Below are 20,304 nucleotides of genomic sequence, written 5' to 3'. Positions count from 1 at the left end.
CGCCGTTTTCATGGAAGACATTACGTTGGGATTGTTTACGAAAACTCGCTCATCGCATGCCCGCCTTAACGTCCCTGCGCTGGTGCAGGTGGCGGCCTTTGCTATTATTTTGATTCGTGGCCTGGATCTGCTGATGATCCTTAATCTGTTGGGCCTGCAGGGGCTGAACGAATTCATACACCGCAGCGTTCAGACCTGGAACTTGACGCTGGTCTTCCTCGGCAGCCTGGCGCTGGTGTTTATCGAAATCTGGTGCGCCTTCTCGCTGGTGAAAGGGCGCAACTGGGCGCGCTGGATCTATCTGCTGACGCAGATTATCGCTGCCGGCTACCTGTGGGCGGCGTCGCTGGGCTACGGGTATCCGGAGCTGTTCAGCATTCCCGGGGAATCAAAACGAGAAATTTTCCACTCGCTGGTGATGCAAAAACTGCCGGATCTGCTGGTTCTGACGCTGCTGTTCGTGCCGGCGAACTGCCGTCGCTTTTTCCGCCTGCAATAACGGTGATACAATCCCCGCCCCTGGATTTTTGAAGGTCAATTATGCATTGCGCACTCTACGACGCCGGCCGCTGCCGCTCCTGTCAATGGCTGGAGCGGCCGGTCCCGCAACAGCTCGCCGATAAAATGGCCGATCTGCGCACGCTGCTGGCGGCGATCCCGGTCGCAGCCTGGGGCGAGCCGGTCAGCGGGCCGGAGGCGGCTTTCCGTAACAAGGCTAAAATGGTGGTCAGCGGCAGCGTTGAGCGTCCGCTGCTGGGGATGCTGCACCGCGATGGCACTCCGGTGGACCTCACCGACTGCCCGCTCTATCCCGCCGAGTTTGCCCCGGTTTTTGCTGCCCTGAAGCCCTTTATCGCCCGCGCCGGGTTAACACCTTACAACGTCGCGCGCAAACGCGGGGAGCTGAAATACCTGCTGCTGACCGCCAGCCAGCAGGGGGAGATGATGCTGCGCTTCGTGCTGCGCTCAGAGGCCAAGGTGGCTCAGCTGCGCGCCGCGCTGCCGTGGCTACAGGCACAGCTGCCGCAGCTCAGCGTGATTACGGCGAATATCCAGCCGGTGCATATGGCAATCATGGAAGGTGAGCAGGAGATCTTCTTCACCGAACAGCAGGCGCTGGGGGAGGTCTTTAATGGGGTGCCGCTGTGGATCCGCCCGCAAAGCTTCTTTCAGACCAATCCGGCGGTAGCCAGCCGGCTGTACGCCACGGCCCGCGACTGGGTGCGCGCGCTGCCGGTCCAGCATATGTGGGATCTGTTTTGCGGCGTTGGGGGATTTGGCCTGCACTGCGCGACGCCGACGATGCGCCTGACCGGTATCGAGATCGCCCCGGAAGCCATCGCCTGCGCCAGACAGTCAGCCGCGCAGCTGGGGCTCAGCAATCTGCATTTTCAGGCGCTGGACTCCACGCAGTTCGCCACTCACGAAGCGGATGCCCCGCAGCTGGTGCTGGTTAACCCGCCGCGCCGCGGTATTGGCGCTGAACTATGCGACTATTTAAGCCGCATGGCGCCGCCCTATATTATCTATTCCAGCTGTAACGCCCGCACCATGGCGACCGATATCGCTCGTCTTAGCGGCTATCGCGTTGAGCGGGTCCAGCTGTTTGATATGTTCCCCCACACCGCCCACTACGAAGTGCTGACCCTGCTGGTCCACGAAGTTTAAACAAAATGTGAAGGCTTTGCGCCGCTGAAATCGGGTAAGCTTGATGCAGCATGTTTTGTTATTGGTGGGGGGAATCTAATGGCCAAAACCATTCTGCTGGTGGAAGATGACGAGGATATAGCCACGCTGCTGCGGCTCAATCTTCAGGATGAGGGCTATCAGATCGTCCATGAAGCCGACGGCGGCGAGGCCCTCGCCCGGCTGGAGACGCAGGTCTGGGATGCGGTGATCCTCGATTTGATGCTGCCCGGCGTCGATGGTCTGGAGATCTGCCGGCGTATCCGCCAGATGACCCGCTACCTGCCGGTGATTATCATCAGCGCTCGCACCAGCGAAATGCACCGCGTGCTGGGCCTGGAGATGGGCGCCGACGACTATCTGGCGAAGCCCTTTTCATTGCTGGAGCTTATCGCCCGCGTCAAAGCGCTGTTTCGTCGCCAGGAGGCGATGGGGCAGAATCTGCTGATGGACGCCGGGCGCCTGTCCTGCCATGGCCTGAGCATCGACCCGCTGTCGCGCGAAGTGAAGCTGCGCGGCGAGACGGTGGACCTCACGCCGCGTGAATTCGACCTGCTGTATTACTTCGCCCGCCACCCCGGGGAAGTGTTTTCCCGCCTGGCGCTGCTGGAGCAGGTCTGGGGATATCAGCACGAGGGCTATGAGCATACCGTCAATACCCATATCAACCGCCTGCGCAGTAAAATCGAACGTGACCCGGCCGAGCCGGACATCATTCTTACCGTCTGGGGAAAAGGCTATAAGTTCGCCCCGGTGACGCAAGAGGCCGCCCCGTGATCCGCCGCCTGAGCCTCAGCCAGCGGCTGGCGCTGGTGGTGGTTTCCCTGCTGATGCTATGCGCGGTGGCGGTATGCGCCGTCCAGTTACACAGCAGCGCGCAGTATGGCAACGCCATGGTGCAGCGTCTGTCGTCCGGGCTGGCTCAACAGATTGTCGCCCGCGAGCCGTTGCTGGACGCCCACGGCGAGGTCAACCGGCAAACCCTGAAGTCGCTGTTTGACCGACTGATGACCTTTAATCCCAGCGTGGAGCTCTATCTGCTGTCGCCGGATGGCGATCTGCTGGCCGATGCGGCGCCGCCGGGCCATATCCAGCGCCAGCGTATCGACATGGCGCCGGTGCAGGCTTTTCTCACCGGCAGTGCGTCGCCGGTGTATGGCGACGATCCGCGCAGTCCCGACGGACGAAAAGTCTTCAGCGCCGCCCCGCTGCGCGTCGACGGCCAACTGCGCGGCTACCTGTATATCATTTTGCAGGGGGAGACGTTTAATCAGCTGGCGGCCGACGCCTGGCAAAAAACGCTGTGGAGCATTGTTCTGTGGACGCTGCTGCTGGTGGCCCTGTTTGGCCTGCTGGCAGGGGGGCTGGCATGGTTCTGGGTCACCCGGCCGGTCCGCCTGCTCACCGCCCAGGTGGCGGCGAGCGGCCAGGACAGCATCAGCGCCATCAAAACCCTGGCGGCCCGCAGGCCGGAGCCCCGGCCTGGTAACGAGGTGGCGGTGCTCGAGAACCGCTTTATTGACCTTGCCCGGCAGATTGCCGATCAGTGGGATCGGCTGGCCGACAGCGATCGCCAGCGCCGTGAATTTGTGGCCAATATCTCTCACGATTTGCGCACGCCGCTGACTTCGCTGCTGGGGTATCTGGAAACGCTGACCCTGAAGGATGAATGGCTGACCGCCGAGGAGCGCAGGCAGTATCTCACCATCGCCCTGCGCCAGGGGAACAAAGTGCGCCATCTCTCGCAGCAGCTGTTTGAGCTGGCGCGACTGGAGCATGGCGGCATTAAGCCGCAGCGCGAGCGTTTCGCGATGGGGGAGCTGATTTCCGACGTGGCGCAGAAGTTTGAATTAACTGCCCGCACGCGCGAGGTGAACCTGCATATTGATGTACCGGGACCGCTGCCGCTGATTAACGCCGATGTGTCGATGATTGAGAGGGTGGTGACCAACCTGCTTGATAACGCGATGCGGCATACTCCCGTCGGCGGGGAGATCCGTCTGGCGGTCTGGCAGGAGAATCAACAGCTTCAGGTCGAAGTGGCAGACAACGGAGCGGGCGTCGATGCCGCGCTGCGTGACGATCTGTTCCAGCGGCCGTCGGCGTTGTCTACCCAGGCATCGCGGGAGGATCGCGGTGGGTTAGGGTTGCTGATTGTGAAACGAATGCTGGAGCTGCACGGGGGCGATATCAGACTGGTGGAGTCGGTAAGCGGGGCGCGGTTCAGGTTCTTCGTGCCACTTTGAGAAATCGCCGGGTGGCGGCTACGCCTTACCCGGCCATCGTGGAAGAGCGGTGGCCGGGTAAGCGCAGCGCCACCCGGCGAAAAAAGTTACTCCGGGAACCACTGGTTGCTAATTTTCTGGTAGGTACCGTCGGCCTTAATCGCTTTCAGCGCGGCGTTCAGTTTCTCCAGCAGCGCCTTGTTATCCGGGCGCACGGCAATGCCGAGTCCGGTGCCGAAGTATTGCGGGTCGGTCACTTTCGGCGTGGCTGCCCCCAGCTGCGGGTTAGTTTTCAGCCATTCGTTGACCACCGCGGTGTCGCCGAACACGCCGTCGATACGGCCATTTTTCAAATCGATAATCGCATTCTGGTAGCTGTCATAGGCGACGGTCTTCACCTCAGGATGCTTATCCTGCAGATATTTCTGGTGGGTGGTGCCGTTTTCCATGCCGATCCGTTTGCCTTTCAGGTCATCGAAAGAATGGAACGCATCTTTTTTGGCGATCACCAGCGCCGAGTTGGCGTAGTACGGGTCGGTGAAGGCCACCTGCTTGCTCCGCTCCGGCGTAATATCCATTCCGGAAATCACCGCATCATATTTCTTGAACTTCAGCGCCGGGATCAGGCTGTCAAACGCGTGGTTGGTAAAGGTACATTCTGCCTGCATTTGTTTGCACAGCGCGTGGGCCAGATCGATATCAAAGCCGACAATCTGGTTATTTGCGTCCATCGATTCAAACGGCGGATAGGTTGCGGAGACGCCAAAGCTGATTTTTTCCGCGGCAGCGGCGCCGAACGCGAAAGAGGTGAGCAGTGCAGCCAGAACTAACTTTTTCATCGTGGAACTCCCGTCTGTCTATCTTATGATTATTCACCGTGTCTGCGGCATAGAGTGACAATGCCATTAAATGAATTTATATGCAATAAAAATGATTAAGTATTTCTATTGTCATAAAAAAAGACGGACAGGTGTTTGACTTGTCCGCCTTGCTGTTTGCTTTTTATGCAATATGCTCAGGTGCTAGCTACGTCGCTCGAAGGCCAGCGCTTTGCGTTCCACCAGGCGCATCAGCAGCGTCAGCAGTCCATTAACGATGAGATAGATAATCCCGGCGGCGCCGAACACCATCACGTCGTAGGTGCGTCCATACAGCAGCTGGCCGTGGCCCATCACTTCCATCAGCGTGATGGTGTAGGCCAGAGAGGTACTCTTGAAAACCAGCACCACTTCGTTGGAATAGGACGATAGCGCACGCTTAAAGGCGTACGGCAGCAGGATCGCCAGTGTATCCTTTTTATTCATCCCCAGCGCGCTGCAGGACTGCCATTGCCCGTCGGGGATCGCCCGGATGGCGCCATAAAACAGCTGAGTGGTGTAGGCGGCGCTGTTGAGCGACAGAGCGATCAGGGCGCACAGCCACGGCTCGGAGATAAGATGCCACAGCCACGGATACTCCTGCAGCGAAGGGAACTGTCCCGGGCCGTAGTAGATCAGGAAGATCTGCACCAGCAGCGGCGTACCGGTAAACAAGGTGATATAGCCGCGCACTATCCATACCAGCCCCGGCGTCTTCAGGGTCAGGATAATGGTGAAGATCAGCGACAGGATCAGCGCCACGATAATCGACGCCACGGTCAGCGTCAGGCTGGTATGCAGTCCTTTCAGCAGTTCGGGTAAATAGTCGAGCATCAGCCTGGTCTCCGTTCGAAGCGCGTCGCACGCTGGTCAATCCGCTTAAGGATGTATTGACTCAACAGGGTGATGACGAGATAGATTGCCGCCGCAATGATATACCAGTTAAAGGGTTCCTGAGTGCGGGTGGCGATGCTTTTGGTCTGCAGCATCAGATCGTTGACGCTGATCAGGCTCACCAGCGCGGTGTCCTTCAGCAGCACCAGCCACTGGTTACCGAGGCCGGGCAGGGCATGGCGCCACATCTGCGGCATCACCAGACGGAAGAATATGGCCGCTTTCGACAGCCCCAGCGCCTGGCCGGACTCCCACTGGCCCTGCGGAACCGCTTTCAGCGCGCCGCGCAGCGTTTGCGAGGCGTAAGCGGCATACAGCAGCGACAGGGCGATCGCCCCGCAGAGGAATGGGCTGACGTCAAAGTTCTCAATTTGCATCTGCACCGGGATCTGCGTGAATCCGAGCGGGATGGTGAAACCGTCAGAGAGCGTCAGCAGCAGCTGGGAAGAGCCGAAATAGATAAACAGCACCACCAGAATTTCCGGTAGCCCGCGCAGGATGGTCACTATGCCGGTTGCAAGCCAGGCTACCGGGCGCCATTTCACTGACTCCAGTACCGCAAAGAGCATCGCCAGGACCAGGCCGATGACGAGCGCGCAAACGGCAAGGCCGACGGTCATCCCGGCGGCGCTTGCTAATGGAAAAATTTCGTTCATTCAGTCTTACTTCTGGAACCATTTGTTATAGATGGTCTGGTAAGTGCCGTCTTTCTTCACTTTTTCCAGCGCAGCGTTAAATTTCTGCTGCAGGTCGGTGTTGCCCTGACGTACGGCAATGCCCAGCCCGGTGCCGAAATAGGCTTTGTCGGTCACTTTATCGCCCACGGCCGCCAGCTTCGGATTGCTCTTCAGCCATTCGGTCACCACGGCGGTGTCGCCAAAGACCGCGTCGATACGACCGTTCTGCAGGTCCAGCTTCGCATTCTGGTAGCTGTCGTAAGGCACGGTAGTGATTTCCGGATGTTTATCGGTGATGAATTTCTGGTGGGTGGTGCCGTTCTGCACGCCCACTTTTTTGCCCTTCAGCTGGTCAATGCTGGTGAACTTACCCTGCTGGCCGACGAACAGCGCCGAGTTGTCATAATACGGGGTAGAGAACAGCACCTGCTTTTCACGCTCCGGCGTGATGTCCATCCCGGCCATGACCGCGTCGAAACGGCGGAATTTCAGTCCCGGGATCAGGCTGTCAAAGGCCTGGTTGGTGAAGGTACAGGTGGCGTCGATCTCTTTACACAACGCGTTCGCCAGATCGACATCGAAACCGACGATCTGGTTGTTGGCGTCCACCAGCTCAAACGGAGGGTAAGAGGCCTCGGTGGCGAAACGAATGGTCTGCGCGGCGGAAGCGGAGAGGCTCATGCCTGCGAGCAGGGCGGCAATCAGTACTTTTTTCATCATCATTTCCCCGAAAAACATCAATGTGAAAGATAGTTTTTAAACGCGTCAGTTTGCGGATGCGTGAAGCAGGAGGCATCCCCTTGCTCGACGATATGGCCATTTTCCATATACACCACCCGGCTGGCCGTCTTGCGCGCCACTTCAACTTCGTGGGTGACGATAACCTGGGTAATGCCGGTTTCAGCCAGCTCGCGGATGATGCTGACGATCTGGGCAGTGATTTCCGGGTCGAGCGCCGCGGTAGGCTCATCGAACAGCAGAACCTGCGGCTCCATCATCAGCGCGCGGGCGATAGCCACCCGCTGTTGTTGGCCGCCGGATAAATGCAGCGGGTAACGATCGCTGTACGGCTTCAGACGCAGGCGCTCCAGCAGCTTCTCTGCGCGAGCCAGCGCCTGATCCTTGCTTAACCCCAGTACGCGACAGGGGGCCTCGATCAGGTTCTGCTGTACCGTCAGGTGCGGCCACAGGTTGTATTGCTGAAAGACCATGCCGACGTTCTGACGCAGCTCGCGAATCGCTTTATCGGACGGCGCTCTGGTGAAGTCGAATTGGTTGCCGGCGATGGATAACGAACCGGACCGCGGCATCTCCAGCAGGTTGAGTACGCGCAGCAGCGAGCTCTTCCCGGCACCGCTGGGGCCGAGCAGCACCAGCGTTTCCCCCTGCGGGCAATCCAGCGTGATGTCGAACAGCGCCTGGTGTGCGCCGTAGAAGCAATTAATGCCGTTTAGTTTAATACTCATCTGGGCAGTCTGATACGAATAGCTATTGAGGCCGCAAATACTACCTTTGGCAGAATAGTTATGCAATATTTATGCGTTAAAAGTTAAATCTAAACCACGTTTAGCTTTAAAGTTAGCACAAAATATGGCCTGGTGGGTGAGGGGGGCGCAAATGTCGGCATTCCTGGGGCGAATACCGACATTTTACCGGGGTTATCGTTTCAGCGGCGTCGCTTCAACTCCGGAATCAGCGTTTCTCCAGACTCTGTCGCAGCGTCCCGGCTGGCGCATGGCTGTTGTTGCCGAGATAGCGAACGTCATCGACGGCCCAACACTGGCCTTCCTGGATCATCAGCACTTCATCTTTCCAGCTCTGGGTGCCCTGTTTCAGATCGACGCGCAGCGGAATATTGCGCGCATCGCGGTTCGGGATGGTGGAGGCGCTGGCGACCACGGCGCTGTCTGCCGGGGTGCTGCTGCTGGAGAACGGATTAGCCTGCAGTAATTTGCTGTTGGCGGGATCCTGGCGGGCGTCATTGAGTAACTGCGCCAGGCCGTCGCTCAGATAGGGGCGCAGCGCCGCCGGATCCTGAGTACGATTCTGGATCTGGGTGTCGTAGAATTTTTGCGCTACGTCGTCAGGGCCGCCTTCGACGCAGGGGCCGCTGCGGGTGCCATTATCTTTATAGGCCGGGGTGACGGTCGTACAGGCGCTGAGCGCCAGCGCGCAAGGGAGAAGTACAGCAAAAAGTTTGTAGCGCATGATGATTTCCTTATAAGCGAACTACGTTTTCAGTTTCCGTTAAAGCATAGCGTATAGCGTGCGGATTGTACTTGACGCAAAGAGCTAAGACCTTGATGTGGCTACAGCCTTAGGGCGGGAAATCGGCACGGGGATGACAGAATTCCGTCAGGCGCTAAAAGGCAGGGCAGTATAAAAATAAACTTAATTTTCCCGTGTACAAGAAATATTACCCCGTAAAATAGGGAAATGGCTCTTGAAAGATAAGGGTAATTATTTCTTCTTATAGATGCGAGTGGCGACGTGCATTTTTTTATCCGTATTACCGGAGGAGGGAACAATGACGCCCCCCTTGTTCATTTGTTTTTTTAATCAGCTCTTCACGGGCATCGTTGGATGCGGTTTGACCAGTAGAGGAAATGGCGCCGATTTTGGTATATTGCGTATGGACTTTATCAAAAGCTGTTTTGTTAAAATTTCTGCGGAGACGGCATTGGCCGCTTAAAACAATGCTGTACCTGCCACTAAAGCTGCATATTTAATATTCTTAGCCCCTATTGTTTATCTCGCTATCATCATGCTCTTGTTTGCATTCACCAATGAATGATTTCAGATTGAACTCACACTGCTTTTTGTAAGCAAAATGCTGCAATTTAATGACGGTTAGTTAACGCTTTTTAGCGAAAAGATGACGTATTTCGCAGTGCTGATGCTTGTTTTTTGAGCCGGTTACCCATCGGGAGCGGACCAGGCTAATTTCTTCAGTCGTTAGCTGAAAATCACCCTGAGAGGCCGGAGCTGAGGGGATAGGGCGCTGACAGACATTCCCGGTAACATGGTTTATCATATAGAAAAGCAGGGGCTGCGCCCATGGTCATGCAGGTCACCAGGGAGATAAGATGTTAACAAATAAGCGAGAGCGCGCCCGGCAGCAGCGAGCCGCGTTGTGGGCCACCAGAGATAATGTCCAGCGCCATGCGCTGTCCATGAGTATGCCCTGGCTGGCCTTTGTCAATATCGCTTTTGCGTTAATGATTTTCTTCCGCAATTTTATCTTTACCTATTTTGATAAGAGGCTACTGACGCACCGGGCGGTTATTCCTTATATCGAAGCGGCGTTGATTGCGGTTATTATCATTTCGGCCATTTTAGTGATTATTGCCCTCACGCCGCGACTGGCGCAGGGACGATATACGTTGAATATCATCACCGGGCTGCTGCTGGCGCTCAGTCTGTGCTGGTCCCTGAGTAATTATTGTTTTATTTTTTTCTGGACCTTGCCCTTTGCCTGGCCGCTGCTGGTGATATTAATGACTACCGGCCTCACCGCGCTGTATCACCATTGGCCCGGCATTACCGCTTTTATGCTGCCGCTATGGGTGACCGCCTTGCTGGCGGGAATACAGCTCCACTATCACACCGAGATCCGCTTTTTGATCCTCTGGGCCATTTTTACCGCGATTTTGCTGTATGGCCGACGTATTTTGCAGCGCTGGTATGACGAAGCCTGGGATACCCACCAGGAGAATATGCAGCTTATTCAGCGGCTGGAAAGTATCGCCAACCAGGATGCCTTAACCGGAACCGCTAACCGTCGGGCGCTCAATGCTTACCTGGCGGCGATCTGGCAGCAAAAAACGCCGTTGGCGCTGATGATGATCGATGTCGATTATTTTAAGCGCTATAACGATCGCTATGGCCATCAGGCTGGTGATGAGTGCTTATCTTCTGTCGCGCAGGTGCTTAAAATGGCGGTCCGGGCGGAGGGCGATCTGGTGGCTCGCTACGGCGGCGAAGAGTTTGTCGTCGTGTTGCCCGGGGTGTCCTTAGCGCATGCCACCGCTATTGCCGAGCGTATTCAGCAGAAGATCCGCGAGGCAGGCCTACCGCACGCCGCTTCGGCGGTGGCGTCGGAGGTCACCGTGAGTATCGGGATCGTCGCCTCCGATGGCACGGTCCCGATAGAGACGCTGATCGCCCGGGCGGACAGTGCGCTGTATCAGGCGAAAAATAAAGGACGTAATCAATGGTCTTATTAACCCGGAGACGCTGCCGGGCAAGGGAGAAGGGATGAAACGGATGATGCGGATCGTGCTGCTGGCGCTGCTGCTAACCGGCTGCGCTGGGGAAAAGGGCATTATCGATCGCGACGGATACCAGCTGGACACCCGTCATCCGGCGCAGGCTGCCTATCCGCGAATAAAGGTGTTAGTGATCCACTATACGGCTGACAATTTTGATGTCTCGCTGGCCACGTTGACCGATAAAGAGGTCAGCTCCCACTATTTAATTCCTGAACAGCCCCCGCGTTATCAGCATAAACCGCGGATCTGGCAGCTGGTGCCGGAAGAGGATTTAGCCTGGCACGCCGGGGTAAGCTACTGGCGCGGCAGTACGCGCATTAACGATACCTCCATTGGCATTGAGTTGGAGAACCGCGGCTGGCAGAAGACGGCGGGCGTCAAAAGTTTTACCCCCTTTCATCCGGAACAGATTGCGGCTCTGATCCCGCTGGCGCGCGATATCATCGCCCGCTACCACATCGCGCCGCAGAATGTGGTCGCCCATGCGGATATCGCCCCGCAGCGCAAAGACGATCCGGGGCCATTATTCCCCTGGCAACAGCTGGCGCAGCAGGGGATCGGCGCCTGGCCTGACGAGCAGCGGGTGGCCTTTTATCTCAACAGGCGGCCGGCCAGCGAGCCAGTGGACCCCGAAATCGTACTGGATTTGCTCTCGCGCTATGGCTATCAGGTGACGCCGGAGATGACCCCCGCGCAGAAGAAGCGGGTGATTATCGCCTTCCAGATGCACTTCCGTCCGCAGCGCTGGGATGGGGTAGCGGATGCGCAAACCGAAGCGATAGCCGAGGCGCTGTTAGAAAAATATGGCCAGGGTTAGCGGTGTAGTTTACCGTGGTCGCGAAGCCAGGCGGCGGTGCGCACGATGCCGTCGTCAAGCGTCACCACCGGCTGATAGCCCAGCTCGTCCTGCGCGCGGGTGATATCGAGCGTAAAATCAAAGTTAAGCTTGGAGACGCCGTAGTGGGTAAACGCGGGTTCTTTGGCGGTTTTATCGCCAAAGCGCTCCATGCTGCGGGCGATAATATCCAGCATCGGATAGGGAACTGAGCGGATCCGGCATTTGATACCGAGCTCGTCGATCAATTTCTGCACGATGCTCCGCAAGGTGCGCGGTTCGCCGTTGCTGATATTCCACGCGCGGGCGGAGGGAAGATGATCGCAGGCCGGCTGGCTCGCCAGCCACATCGCATGTACGGCGTTTTCATAATAGGTCATGTCGACCAGCGCGCTGCCGCCGCGCGGGAGCAGGACGCTGCCATAATGCTGCATCATTTGCGCCAGCCGGGGGATAAAGACTTTGTCGTGCGGCCCAAACAGGCTCTGCGGCCGCAGAATGGTAAAACGGGTATGCGGGTTGGCCTGCGCCAGCAGGTTGATCACCTCCTCGCTGGCCGCCTTGCTGCGGGCAAACTCGTTGGCGAAGCGGTGTGGACGGAAATCTTCCTGGATATCACGATGATGGTGATAATCAAAATAGAGCGATGGCGAAGAGATATGGACGAAATTGCGCACTCCCCATGCCACTGACCATTCGCCCAGACGACGGGTGGCGCGGACGTTAGCGAGATCGAAAGCCTGCTGAGTGCCCCATGGCGAGGTAAAGCTGGAGCAGTGCCATAGGGTATCGATACCGGCGAGCATCACTTTAGCCTGCGAAGAGACCAGCTCGGTTAAATCTGCCGGGATGAATTCCGCCCCCATTTTGCTCAGAAGCTTGCCCATCGCTTCGTTGCGCCCGGTCGCTCGCACGCTGATGCCCTTGTTGCGCAGATATTCCACTGCGTTGCGGCCTAATCCGCTGGTCGCACCGGTAACCAGTACCTTCATATCACTCTACTGTCCCAGAAAAGAATTTCGTGCGCATTTTTCCGTGATTCTCCCGACTATGCAATGAGAATCATGAAAGAATAACGCTTATCCTTCGACTCTGCCTGAGATTTGTTCGGCCAGCCGGGCGATGCGTTGCGCCATACCACGGAAAATAAACAGGTGCGCCGGGATCATCAGCAGCCAGTAGATCAGGCCTGGCATACCGTGCGGGTGCCACCAGGCGCGCACGTCCAGTTCACGACGATCGCCTTTATCGTTAATGGTAAAGCTTAATCGGCCCAGCCCGGGCGCTTTCATACCGAATAGCAGGGTGAGCTGTTTTTCTTCCTCCACGATAATTACCTTCCAGCTGTCGACCGTATCGCCGGTTTGCAGATAAGTGCGCTGCGGCCGCCCTTTGGCCAGCCGGTGGCCGACCAGCAGATCCATCGTGCCGCGGGTTTTCCACAGCAGATTGCCGAAAAAATACCCCTCTTCACCGCCGATTTGGTTAACGACCTGCCACAGGGCCTGGCGGCTTGCCTGAGTGGCGACGGTGCAACCTGCCTGCTTCGGATAGTAGCCGTACTCTGGTCGCCAGCGGGCGAAAGCCTGAGCGTCGTAGCCCCAGTCGCTGGAGTTTACTAACTGCTCTTCTTCTTTCAGCGTGCGGCGAACCGCCTGATCGAAGGGGATCAGCGTTTGCGGGATCAGCGCCCGCAGCGCCCGATCGTCAGCGATTAGATCGTGCTTCAGCCCCTGAATCAGCGCCTTGGCGATGGTCGGCGGCACCGAGGTGATGACATTGAGGAACCACACCGAGATCCAGCGCGTCGGCAGGGGAATGGGAATGAGCGGGCGATGTTTACCGCTGACGGCCATAAAGCGAATGAACTGCTGCTGATAGCTTAACACCTCCGGACCGGCGGCTTCGAAGACGCGGTGCGCATCGGAGGGATGATTCAGCAGCTCAACCAGGTCAACGAGCAGGTTTTCCAGCGCGACAGGGGTAGTACGCGAACGTACCCAGCGCGGAGGGGTTAGCACCGGCAGGTTATAAACCATGTCGCGCATCACCTCGAAGGCGGCGGAGCCGGCGCCGACGATAATCCCGGCCCGCAGCTCGGTCACCGGCACGCCCGACTCACGCAGGAGATCGCCGGTAATCTGACGAGCGCGCAGATGGTCGGACTGCTCCTGCGCCGGGGCCTGCAGCGAACTGAGAAATATCACCTGGCGCACTGATGACTGACGCAGGGCATCGCGCACATACGTCGCCACCCGCCGCTCATGGGCGATAAAATCACCGCCTTCGCCCATGCCGTGGACCAGATAATAAAGGGTATCGATACCGGTGAGTAGCGCAGGCAGGTCCTGCGGCTGATTGAGATCGACTGACCGGCAGGTAACGCCGGGCAAAGCGAGTTTTTGCAATCGGTCGATATGGCGTGCCGCCGCCAGCACCGGATAGCCCCGCGCGCTTAATGTGCGCACCAAATGCTGGCCAATATAGCCGCTGGCGCCGAGCACCAGAACTGATTGCGACACGCCTGACTCCTTAGCGTTGTAAAAAAGCCTGCCAGTGGGCGACCACCTCGCTCAGCTGCTGACGGTTGACATCCAGGTGAGTGACCAGACGGACAACAGGCGAGGCGTTAATCAATACCCCCTGCGCCTGCATAAACTTGCCGAGCGCCGGGGCCTGCTCTTCGCCGACGCGAACGAACAGCATGTTGGTATCGTGACGGGTGACGTCGGCGCCGATAGCGCGCAGCTGCTCCGCCATCCACGCGGCGTTGTCATGATCCTCCTGCAGGCGCTGCACGTTATTTTTCAGCGCGTACAGCCCGGCGGCGGCCAGGATGCCCGCCTGGCGCATCCCGCCGCCGACCATTTTCCGCCAGCGGACGGCGCGGCGAATGTACGCCTCGCTGCCGAGCAGCAGCGAGCCTACCGGAGCGCCAAGCCCCTTTGACAGGCAGATGGTGAAGGAGTCGCAGTATTGGGCGATATCGCGTAACTCGCAGCCGTAGGCCACCACGGCGTTAAAGATGCGTGCGCCGTCGACGTGCAGCGCCAGATTGCGCTGGCGGGTAAACGCCCAGGCTTCCTGCAGATAGTCGCGCGGCAGCACCTTACCGTTATGGGTGTTTTCCAGGCTCAGCAGGCGGGTGGGGGCAAAATGGATATCGTCGGGTTTGATTTTCGCTGCCACTTTATCCAGAGGCAGCGAACCATCCGCCGCGGCGTCGATCGGCTGCGGCTGAATACTGCCGAGGACCGCCGCGCCGCCGGCTTCGTACAGATAGTTATGCGCCCCCTGGCCGACGATATACTCTTCGCCGCGCTGGCAATGGCTGAGCAGGCCAACGAGGTTGGCCTGGGTGCCGGTGGGTAGAAATAGCGCCGCTTCTTTGCCGGCCAGGTCGGCGGCATAGCGCTGCAGTTCATTGACGGTAGGGTCGTCGCCATACACATCGTCCCCGACCGGGGCGGCCATCATGGCCTCCAGCATGGCGCGCCCGGGACGGGTAACGGTATCACTGCGTAAATCGATCACGGCTTTTCCTTGGTCTGGTTCAACGTATTGCTTCTGTTTTACCTGAGCCAGTTGGTTTTCGCCAGTTCGATGACCTCATCGCCGCGCCCGCTGATGATCGCCCGCAGCATATACAGGCTAAAGCCTTTGGCCTGCTCCAGCTTGATCTGCGGCGGGATCGCCAGTTCCTCTTTGGCGACGACGACGTCGACCAGCACCGGACCGTCGGTGCGGAAGGCGGTCTGCAGCGCTTCATCCACCTCGGAGGCTTTTTCAACGCGTATACCTTTGATACCGCAGGCCTCGGCGATGCGGGCGAAGTTGGTATCGTGGAGCTCCGTACCGTCGGTGAGATAGCCCCCGGCCTTCATTTCCATCGCCACGAAGCCCAGCACGCTGTTGTTAAAGATGACAATCTTCACCGGCAGCTTCATCTGCGCCAGCGACAGAAAATCGCCCATCAGCATGCTGAACCCGCCGTCGCCGCACATGGCCACTACCTGCCGCTCCGGCGCAGTGGCCTTGGCGCCGATAGCCTGCGGCATGGCGTTAGCCATTGAGCCGTGGTTGAACGAGCCCAGCAGGCGGCGTTTACCATTCATTTTGAGATAGCGTGCCGCCCAGACGGTCGGGGTGCCGACATCACAGGTGAAAATGGCATCTTCATCGGCAAAATGACTGATCTGCTGCGCCAGATATTGCGGGTGAATGGCTTTATCGCTGGGTTTAGCCAGATCGTCGAGCCCTTTTCGCGCGTCGCGATAGTGCTCCAGCGCCTTATCGAGGAAGTGGCGATCGGTTTTCTCTTCCAGCAGCGGCAGCAGCGCCTTCAGCGTCGATTTAATATCGCCCACCAGCGCCATGTCGACCTTACTGTGTGCGCCGATGCTGCCGGGGTTGATGTCGATCTGGATAATTTTCGCGTCGGTTGGGTAGAAGGCGCGATAGGGGAACTGGGTGCCCAGCAGGATCAGGGTATCGGCGTTCATCATGGTGTGGAAGCCAGAAGAGAAGCCAATCAGCCCGGTCATGCCCACATCGTACGGGTTGTCGTACTCCACGTGCTCTTTGCCGCGCAGGGCGTGGACGATGGGGGCTTTAATTTTGGCTGCGAACTCCACCAGTTCCTGGTGGGCGCCGGCGCAACCGCTGCCGCACATGAGCGCGATATTGCTGGAGTAGCGAATAAGCTGCGCCAGCTTGCGCAGCTCTTCTTCCGCCGGGGTGACCGTCGGCAGCGGCGCATGATACCAGTGGCTGCTGGCGCTTTCCGGGGCGGCCTTCAGCGCCACATCGCCGGGTAGCACCACCACCGAGACGCCGCGGTTAATCACTGCCTTACGCATCGCCACTGCCAGCACCTGCGGGATCTGCTCCGGCGTGGAGACCAGTTCGCAGTAATGGCTGCACTCGCGGAACAGCTCCTGAGGATGGGTTTCCTGAAAATAGCCGCTGCCGATTTCGCTGGATGGGATGTGGGCGGCGATGGCCAGCACCGGGACATGGTTGCGATGACAGTCAAACAAACCGTTAATCAGATGCAGGTTGCCCGGTCCGCAGGAGCCGGCGCAGACCGCCAGCTCGCCGGTCAGCTGCGCTTCCGCGCCAGCGGCGAAAGCGGCGACCTCTTCGTGCCGGGTGGGCATCCAGTCGATGGTGCCCATGCGGTTAAGGCTATCGCTCAATCCATTGAGGGAATCTCCGGTGACGCCCCAGATACGTTTCACGCCGGCCTGTTCCAGCGTTTTGGCAATGTATGCCGCCACGGTCTGTTTCATGATCTCCATCTCCTTTTTTTGATAACGCCTTCAAGCTTAGATGAAACTGACCGCAATGTAACCGATTACCCCTGATTTTTTGCTGGTTTTATTCCTCTCCGGCTGCGCATACTCTGGAAGTACACAGGATGCAAAACAGGATGCACATCAAATGGTTAAAGGATTGTTAAACACAGTAAATCGCAGGCTGTCGCATGATGACGCCGGTAAACTCTTGTTACGACTTGCCGTCGGCGGCTTAATGCTTTTCCATGGAATCCATAAGCTGATAGATGGTGTGGATGGCATTAGCGGGATGCTGGCGGCGCAGGGATTGCCCGGGTTTATCGCCTACGGTGTGCTGGTGGGGGAAGTGGTCGCTCCCTGCTTGTTAATTCTCGGCGTCCTGACCCGCCCGGCGGCGTTGGTGCTGGCGTTCACCATGGTGGTGGCGTGGCTGATGGTCGGTCTCGGCAAGACGTTTGCGCTTGATACGGTGGGAGCGTGGGCCATTGAGAATCTGGTCTATTTCTTTGTTGGCGCACTGGCGATTGCGCTACTCGGCGCGGGGCGTTATTCGCTGGCCGGTCAGTCGGCCTGGCGGTAAAAATGCCTCATTCGTCCTGGGGCGTAAAGTCGATACTGTTGGCGATTTGCAATTTTTTCAGTCCGGGAAAGCGTTTATCTCATGTCGCCTGAGCGTTTGTTTATTGTCGCCAGGGATTTTCCCGGAGGCGGCGCATTGCGCCTTCTCCGGGCTACCAAATCGCACAGCGATGTAGCCCCGGTAAGCGGTAGCGCCACCGGGGATTTTGACCTCAGGCGAGAACCAGATCGCTCTGCGGATGACAGGAGCAGGCCAGCACATAGCCGTCGGCGATTTCGGCGTCGGTCAGCGTCATGGTGCTGGTGACGCTGTACTTCCCGGAAACCACTTTGGTTTTGCAGCAGCCGCAGACGCCGGCGCGGCAGGCGACGGTCACCGGCACTTTATTGCTCTCCAGCGCGTCGAGCAGCGTAGTGCCCACCGGCGCGTAAAACTCGCGCGCCGGCTGCAGTTTAGTAAATTTCAGCCCGCTGGTGGCGGCCTCAGCCACCGGGGTGAAGAATTTTTCCTTAAAGAAGCGGGTGACGCCCAGGGCGGCAACATCCTGCTCGACCTTCTCCATATAAGGCGCCGGGCCGCAGGTCATCACGGTGCGGCTGGCTAAATCCGGCACGCTCTGCAGCAGCTCCCGGGTCAGACGGCCGGCGACAAAACCGTGCGTCGCGTTGTGCTCCGCTACCAGGGTGACCGGGTAGTTGCGCCACTCTTCGGCAAAGATTACATCTTCCGGCGAACGCACGTTATAAATCACCTGTACGTCGGCCTGCGGTCGATGCTTAGCCAGCCAGCGGCGCATCGCCATGATCGGTGTCACGCCGCAACCGGCGGCCAGCAGCAGGAATTTATCTTCCGCTTTATCGTCGCAGGTAAACTCGCCCATCGCATCGGACAGCCAAAGGTAATCACCGCGTTTGACCTCGCGGGTCAACCACTGCGAACCCGTACCCTCGTCAATACGGCGAACGGTCAGCGTAATGTATTCGCTGACCCCCGGCGTCGAGGAGAGGGTATAGGCGCGCAGCGTTTCCGCCGAGTTACGCACGCTAACCAGAGCGTACTGGCCAGCGCGGTACGGATAGTAATCGTGGCACAGCAGCGAAAGGGTCCACACGTCCGGGGTTTCCTGGTGAATGTGGTGAACCTGCATCCGCCACGGGCACTGGGAGGTTGGCATAGTCATCAGGGACTCCTTAAGCGCTCAGCAGCTGCTGCATATCTTGTTCCACGGTGGTCACGGAACGCAGACCAAACTTCTCATTGAGGACCGCCAGCAGATCCGGGGTGAAGAAACCAGGCGCCGTCGGACCGGTGACGATGTTTTTCACACCCAGCGACAGCAGCGTCAGCAGGATGACGATCGCTTTCTGTTCGAACCAGGAGAGCACCAGCGACAGCGGCAGATCGTTGACGCCACAGCCCAGTTTCTCCGCCAGCGTGACCGCCAGAATAATCGCCGAGTAAGCGTCATTACACTGCCCGGCGTCGACCAGGCGCGGCAGCCCTTCGATATCGCCAAAGTCCAGTTTGTTGAAGCGGTATTTACCACAGGCCAGGGTCAGGATCAGGCAGTCATCCGGCACGCTGGTGGCGAAATCGGTGAAGTAGTTACGCTCCCCGCGGGCGCCGTCGCAGCCGCCGACGAGGAAGATATGGCGCAGTTTTTCACGACTGACCAGATCGATCAGCGTATCCGCCGCGCCAAGCAGGGTCTGACGGCCAAAGCCGACGGTGATCAGATGCGGGATTTCGCTGTACGGGAAGCCCGCCATCTGCTGCGCCTGGGCAATGACCGGGGAGAAGTCTTCGCCTTCCAGATGGTTCACACCCGGCCAGCCGACGATGCTGCGAGTCCAGATGCGGTCGTCGTAGGCGCCGACGGTCGGGTCGATGATGCAGTTAGAGGTCATCACGATGGGGCCCGGGAAGCGGGCGAACTCCACCTGCTGGTTTTGCCAGCCGCTGCCGTAGTTGCCAATCAGATGTTTGAATTTACGCAGCTCCGGATAGCCGTGAGCCGGCAGCATTTCGCCATGAGTATAGACGTTGACGCCGGTGCCTTCCGTCTGCTCCAGCAGGTTATACAGATCCTTCAGATCGTGGCCGGAGATCAGGATGCACTTCCCTTCGGTGGCTTTAACGTTGACCTGAGTCGGCGTCGGATGGCCGTATTTGGTCGTTTCACCGGCGTCGAGGATGCTCATCACTTTGAAGTTCATCTGGCCGATTTCCATCGAACATTCGAGCAGCGCATTCATATCCGCAGGCCAGGTGCCCAGCCATGCCATGATTTTATGGTACTGGGCATAGATAGCGTTGTCGTACTGGCCGAGCACGTGGGCGTGCTCCATATAGGCCGCCGCACCCTTCAGACCGTACAGGCACAGCAGGCGCAGACCGAGAATATTTTCGCCGATGGCGGCTTTATCTTTATTCGGGGTATAGTCCGCCGCCTGACGCTGCAGGTCGCCCAGATCGTCGCTGACCAGCTGCAGGTCGGCGACCGGGCTGTCGACCGCGGCGCTGGCATCGATCGCCAGGCATTGCGCTTTCAGCGCCTCACGCAAGGCAATTGCCTGGCGGGCGTAGCCGACGATGCGCGGGGAATCGAAGTTAACGTTAGTCAGGGTGGAGAAGAAGGCGCGGGGGGCAAAGCTGTCGACCTGATGATCGATAATGCCATATTCGCGCGCTTTAAGCGCCCAGGCGGACAGGCCTTGCAGTGACGCAATCAGCAGATCCTGCAGGTCCGAGGTTTCCGCTGTTTTACCGCACATCCCCTGCGCGTAAGAGCAGCCGTTGCCGGCTGGGGTACGAATGGTTTGTTCACATTGCACACAAAACATGGTCACACCTTTAAAGTTATATTTGATATACATGTTTAAGGTTATGCCGCGCGGCAACGGGTGAAAAGGTATTTCTCAGACAACTTAAAGGGAGATTGATTTAGCGCAAATTTGGCGGCAGGAGGGCTGCCGCCAGCGG

19 protein-coding genes are annotated in these 20,304 nt (G+C 58.3%); 7 read left to right on the top strand and 12 right to left on the bottom strand.

Annotated elements, in window-relative coordinates; all coding sequences use genetic code 11:
* Positions 1–10: 10 nt before the first annotated feature.
* The 4 genes from KHQ26_RS11045 to KHQ26_RS11030 all read left to right on the top strand — a co-directional run bounded on the left by KHQ26_RS11045 (position 11) and on the right by KHQ26_RS11030 (position 3,932).
* On the top strand, positions 11–499 hold the full coding sequence (locus KHQ26_RS11045) for a YbjO family protein (protein ID WP_002896376.1): 489 nt from the start codon (positions 11–13) through the stop codon (positions 497–499).
* A 41-nt stretch (positions 500–540) separates the two neighbouring features.
* Positions 541–1,668, top strand: a complete 1,128-nt coding sequence (gene rlmC / locus KHQ26_RS11040) for a 23S rRNA (uracil(747)-C(5))-methyltransferase RlmC (protein WP_049125611.1) — start codon at positions 541–543, stop codon at positions 1,666–1,668.
* 78 nt (positions 1,669–1,746) lie between these two features.
* Positions 1,747–2,463: a response regulator transcription factor gene (locus tag KHQ26_RS11035; protein ID WP_004176715.1), complete on the top strand. Its 717-nt coding sequence runs from the start codon at positions 1,747–1,749 to the stop codon at positions 2,461–2,463.
* Entirely contained in the window at positions 2,460–3,932 is a 1,473-nt protein-coding gene (locus KHQ26_RS11030; RefSeq protein WP_002896382.1) for a sensor histidine kinase, read from the top strand. Before KHQ26_RS11035 ends, KHQ26_RS11030 begins: the two co-directional genes overlap by 4 nt.
* A gap of 86 nt (positions 3,933–4,018) precedes the next feature.
* Here KHQ26_RS11030 and artJ read toward each other — a convergent pair whose 3' ends face one another.
* The 6 genes from artJ to KHQ26_RS11000 form a co-directional block, all read right to left on the bottom strand.
* Positions 4,019–4,750: an arginine ABC transporter substrate-binding protein ArtJ gene (artJ, locus tag KHQ26_RS11025; protein ID WP_002896384.1), complete on the bottom strand. Its 732-nt coding sequence runs from the start codon at positions 4,748–4,750 to the stop codon at positions 4,019–4,021.
* A 183-nt stretch (positions 4,751–4,933) separates the two neighbouring features.
* Positions 4,934–5,602: an arginine ABC transporter permease ArtM gene (artM, locus tag KHQ26_RS11020; RefSeq protein WP_004176714.1), complete on the bottom strand. Its 669-nt coding sequence runs from the start codon at positions 5,600–5,602 to the stop codon at positions 4,934–4,936.
* The gene (gene artQ / locus KHQ26_RS11015) at positions 5,602–6,318 is read right to left on the bottom strand and encodes an arginine ABC transporter permease ArtQ (protein ID WP_002896386.1); all 717 of its coding nucleotides are present in this window, start codon (positions 6,316–6,318) and stop codon (positions 5,602–5,604) included. Before artQ ends, artM begins: the two co-directional genes overlap by 1 nt.
* 6 nt (positions 6,319–6,324) lie before the next feature.
* The gene (artI, locus tag KHQ26_RS11010; RefSeq protein WP_002896390.1) at positions 6,325–7,056 is read right to left on the bottom strand and encodes an arginine ABC transporter substrate-binding protein ArtI; all 732 of its coding nucleotides are present in this window, start codon (positions 7,054–7,056) and stop codon (positions 6,325–6,327) included.
* A gap of 20 nt (positions 7,057–7,076) precedes the next feature.
* Positions 7,077–7,805 carry an arginine ABC transporter ATP-binding protein ArtP gene (gene artP, locus KHQ26_RS11005; RefSeq protein WP_002896392.1) on the bottom strand — a complete coding sequence of 243 codons (729 nt, stop codon included), beginning with the start codon at positions 7,803–7,805 and terminating at the stop codon, positions 7,077–7,079.
* A gap of 226 nt (positions 7,806–8,031) precedes the next feature.
* Entirely contained in the window at positions 8,032–8,547 is a 516-nt protein-coding gene (locus tag KHQ26_RS11000) for a lipoprotein (protein ID WP_002896394.1), read from the bottom strand.
* A gap of 878 nt (positions 8,548–9,425) precedes the next feature.
* On the opposite strand from KHQ26_RS11000, the gene KHQ26_RS10995 reads away from it, so the two are divergent.
* Together KHQ26_RS10995 and KHQ26_RS10990 are read left to right on the top strand one after the other, a co-directional pair.
* Positions 9,426–10,565, top strand: coding sequence for a GGDEF domain-containing protein (locus KHQ26_RS10995; RefSeq protein WP_004176708.1), 1,140 nt, complete (start codon positions 9,426–9,428; stop codon positions 10,563–10,565).
* A 31-nt stretch (positions 10,566–10,596) separates the two neighbouring features.
* Complete coding sequence (locus KHQ26_RS10990; protein WP_004176706.1) at positions 10,597–11,427, top strand: N-acetylmuramoyl-L-alanine amidase; 831 nt, start codon at positions 10,597–10,599, stop codon at positions 11,425–11,427.
* On the opposite strand, the gene KHQ26_RS10985 is transcribed toward KHQ26_RS10990, so the two are convergent.
* The 4 genes from KHQ26_RS10985 to poxB all read right to left on the bottom strand — a co-directional run bounded on the left by KHQ26_RS10985 (position 11,424) and on the right by poxB (position 16,736).
* On the bottom strand, positions 11,424–12,437 hold the full coding sequence (locus KHQ26_RS10985) for an NAD-dependent epimerase/dehydratase family protein (protein ID WP_002896399.1): 1,014 nt from the start codon (positions 12,435–12,437) through the stop codon (positions 11,424–11,426). The genes KHQ26_RS10990 and KHQ26_RS10985 overlap by 4 nt on opposite strands.
* 87 nt (positions 12,438–12,524) lie before the next feature.
* Complete coding sequence (locus KHQ26_RS10980; protein WP_032410196.1) at positions 12,525–13,967, bottom strand: SDR family oxidoreductase; 1,443 nt, start codon at positions 13,965–13,967, stop codon at positions 12,525–12,527.
* A gap of 10 nt (positions 13,968–13,977) precedes the next feature.
* On the bottom strand, positions 13,978–14,979 hold the full coding sequence (gene ltaE / locus KHQ26_RS10975) for a low-specificity L-threonine aldolase (RefSeq protein ID WP_004176702.1): 1,002 nt from the start codon (positions 14,977–14,979) through the stop codon (positions 13,978–13,980).
* Positions 14,980–15,017: 38 nt separating this feature from the next.
* The gene (poxB, locus tag KHQ26_RS10970) at positions 15,018–16,736 is read right to left on the bottom strand and encodes a ubiquinone-dependent pyruvate dehydrogenase (protein ID WP_004176700.1); all 1,719 of its coding nucleotides are present in this window, start codon (positions 16,734–16,736) and stop codon (positions 15,018–15,020) included.
* Positions 16,737–16,887: 151 nt separating this feature from the next.
* Between poxB and KHQ26_RS10965 the strand changes: the two genes are divergently transcribed.
* Positions 16,888–17,322 (top strand): DoxX family protein, encoded by a 435-nt coding sequence (locus tag KHQ26_RS10965; protein WP_012068500.1) that lies wholly within the window; start codon positions 16,888–16,890, stop codon positions 17,320–17,322.
* Between the two features lie 211 nt (positions 17,323–17,533).
* Here the strand turns inward: KHQ26_RS10965 and hcr are convergent, their stop codons facing one another.
* Positions 17,534–18,502, bottom strand: coding sequence for an NADH oxidoreductase (gene hcr, locus KHQ26_RS10960; RefSeq protein WP_004147771.1), 969 nt, complete (start codon positions 18,500–18,502; stop codon positions 17,534–17,536).
* Positions 18,503–18,512: 10 nt separating this feature from the next.
* Positions 18,513–20,165, bottom strand: a complete 1,653-nt coding sequence (gene hcp, locus KHQ26_RS10955; RefSeq protein ID WP_004176696.1) for a hydroxylamine reductase — start codon at positions 20,163–20,165, stop codon at positions 18,513–18,515.
* Positions 20,166–20,304: the final 139 nt, after the last annotated feature.

The organism is Klebsiella sp. 10 (assembly GCF_018223925.1).
GTDB lineage: Bacteria > Pseudomonadota > Gammaproteobacteria > Enterobacterales > Enterobacteriaceae > Klebsiella > Klebsiella pneumoniae.
This window is presented reverse-complemented; position numbering and strand designations above follow the sequence as displayed.

Coding starts and splice junctions, on each gene's coding strand:
- KHQ26_RS11045 (WP_002896376.1), top strand. CDS start 11: ATGGAAGACATTACGTTGGGATTGTTTACGAAAACTCGCTCATCGCAT.
- rlmC (WP_049125611.1), top strand. CDS start 541: ATGCATTGCGCACTCTACGACGCCGGCCGCTGCCGCTCCTGTCAATGG.
- KHQ26_RS11035 (WP_004176715.1), top strand. CDS start 1,747: ATGGCCAAAACCATTCTGCTGGTGGAAGATGACGAGGATATAGCCACG.
- artJ (WP_002896384.1), bottom strand. CDS start 4,750: ATGAAAAAGTTAGTTCTGGCTGCACTGCTCACCTCTTTCGCGTTCGGC.
- artM (WP_004176714.1), bottom strand. CDS start 5,602: ATGCTCGACTATTTACCCGAACTGCTGAAAGGACTGCATACCAGCCTG.
- artQ (WP_002896386.1), bottom strand. CDS start 6,318: ATGAACGAAATTTTTCCATTAGCAAGCGCCGCCGGGATGACCGTCGGC.
- artI (WP_002896390.1), bottom strand. CDS start 7,056: ATGAAAAAAGTACTGATTGCCGCCCTGCTCGCAGGCATGAGCCTCTCC.
- artP (WP_002896392.1), bottom strand. CDS start 7,805: ATGAGTATTAAACTAAACGGCATTAATTGCTTCTACGGCGCACACCAG.
- KHQ26_RS11000 (WP_002896394.1), bottom strand. CDS start 8,547: ATGCGCTACAAACTTTTTGCTGTACTTCTCCCTTGCGCGCTGGCGCTC.
- KHQ26_RS10995 (WP_004176708.1), top strand. CDS start 9,426: ATGTTAACAAATAAGCGAGAGCGCGCCCGGCAGCAGCGAGCCGCGTTG.
- KHQ26_RS10990 (WP_004176706.1), top strand. CDS start 10,597: ATGAAACGGATGATGCGGATCGTGCTGCTGGCGCTGCTGCTAACCGGC.
- KHQ26_RS10985 (WP_002896399.1), bottom strand. CDS start 12,437: ATGAAGGTACTGGTTACCGGTGCGACCAGCGGATTAGGCCGCAACGCA.
- poxB (WP_004176700.1), bottom strand. CDS start 16,736: ATGAAACAGACCGTGGCGGCATACATTGCCAAAACGCTGGAACAGGCC.
- KHQ26_RS10965 (WP_012068500.1), top strand. CDS start 16,888: ATGGTTAAAGGATTGTTAAACACAGTAAATCGCAGGCTGTCGCATGAT.
- hcr (WP_004147771.1), bottom strand. CDS start 18,502: ATGACTATGCCAACCTCCCAGTGCCCGTGGCGGATGCAGGTTCACCAC.
- hcp (WP_004176696.1), bottom strand. CDS start 20,165: ATGTTTTGTGTGCAATGTGAACAAACCATTCGTACCCCAGCCGGCAAC.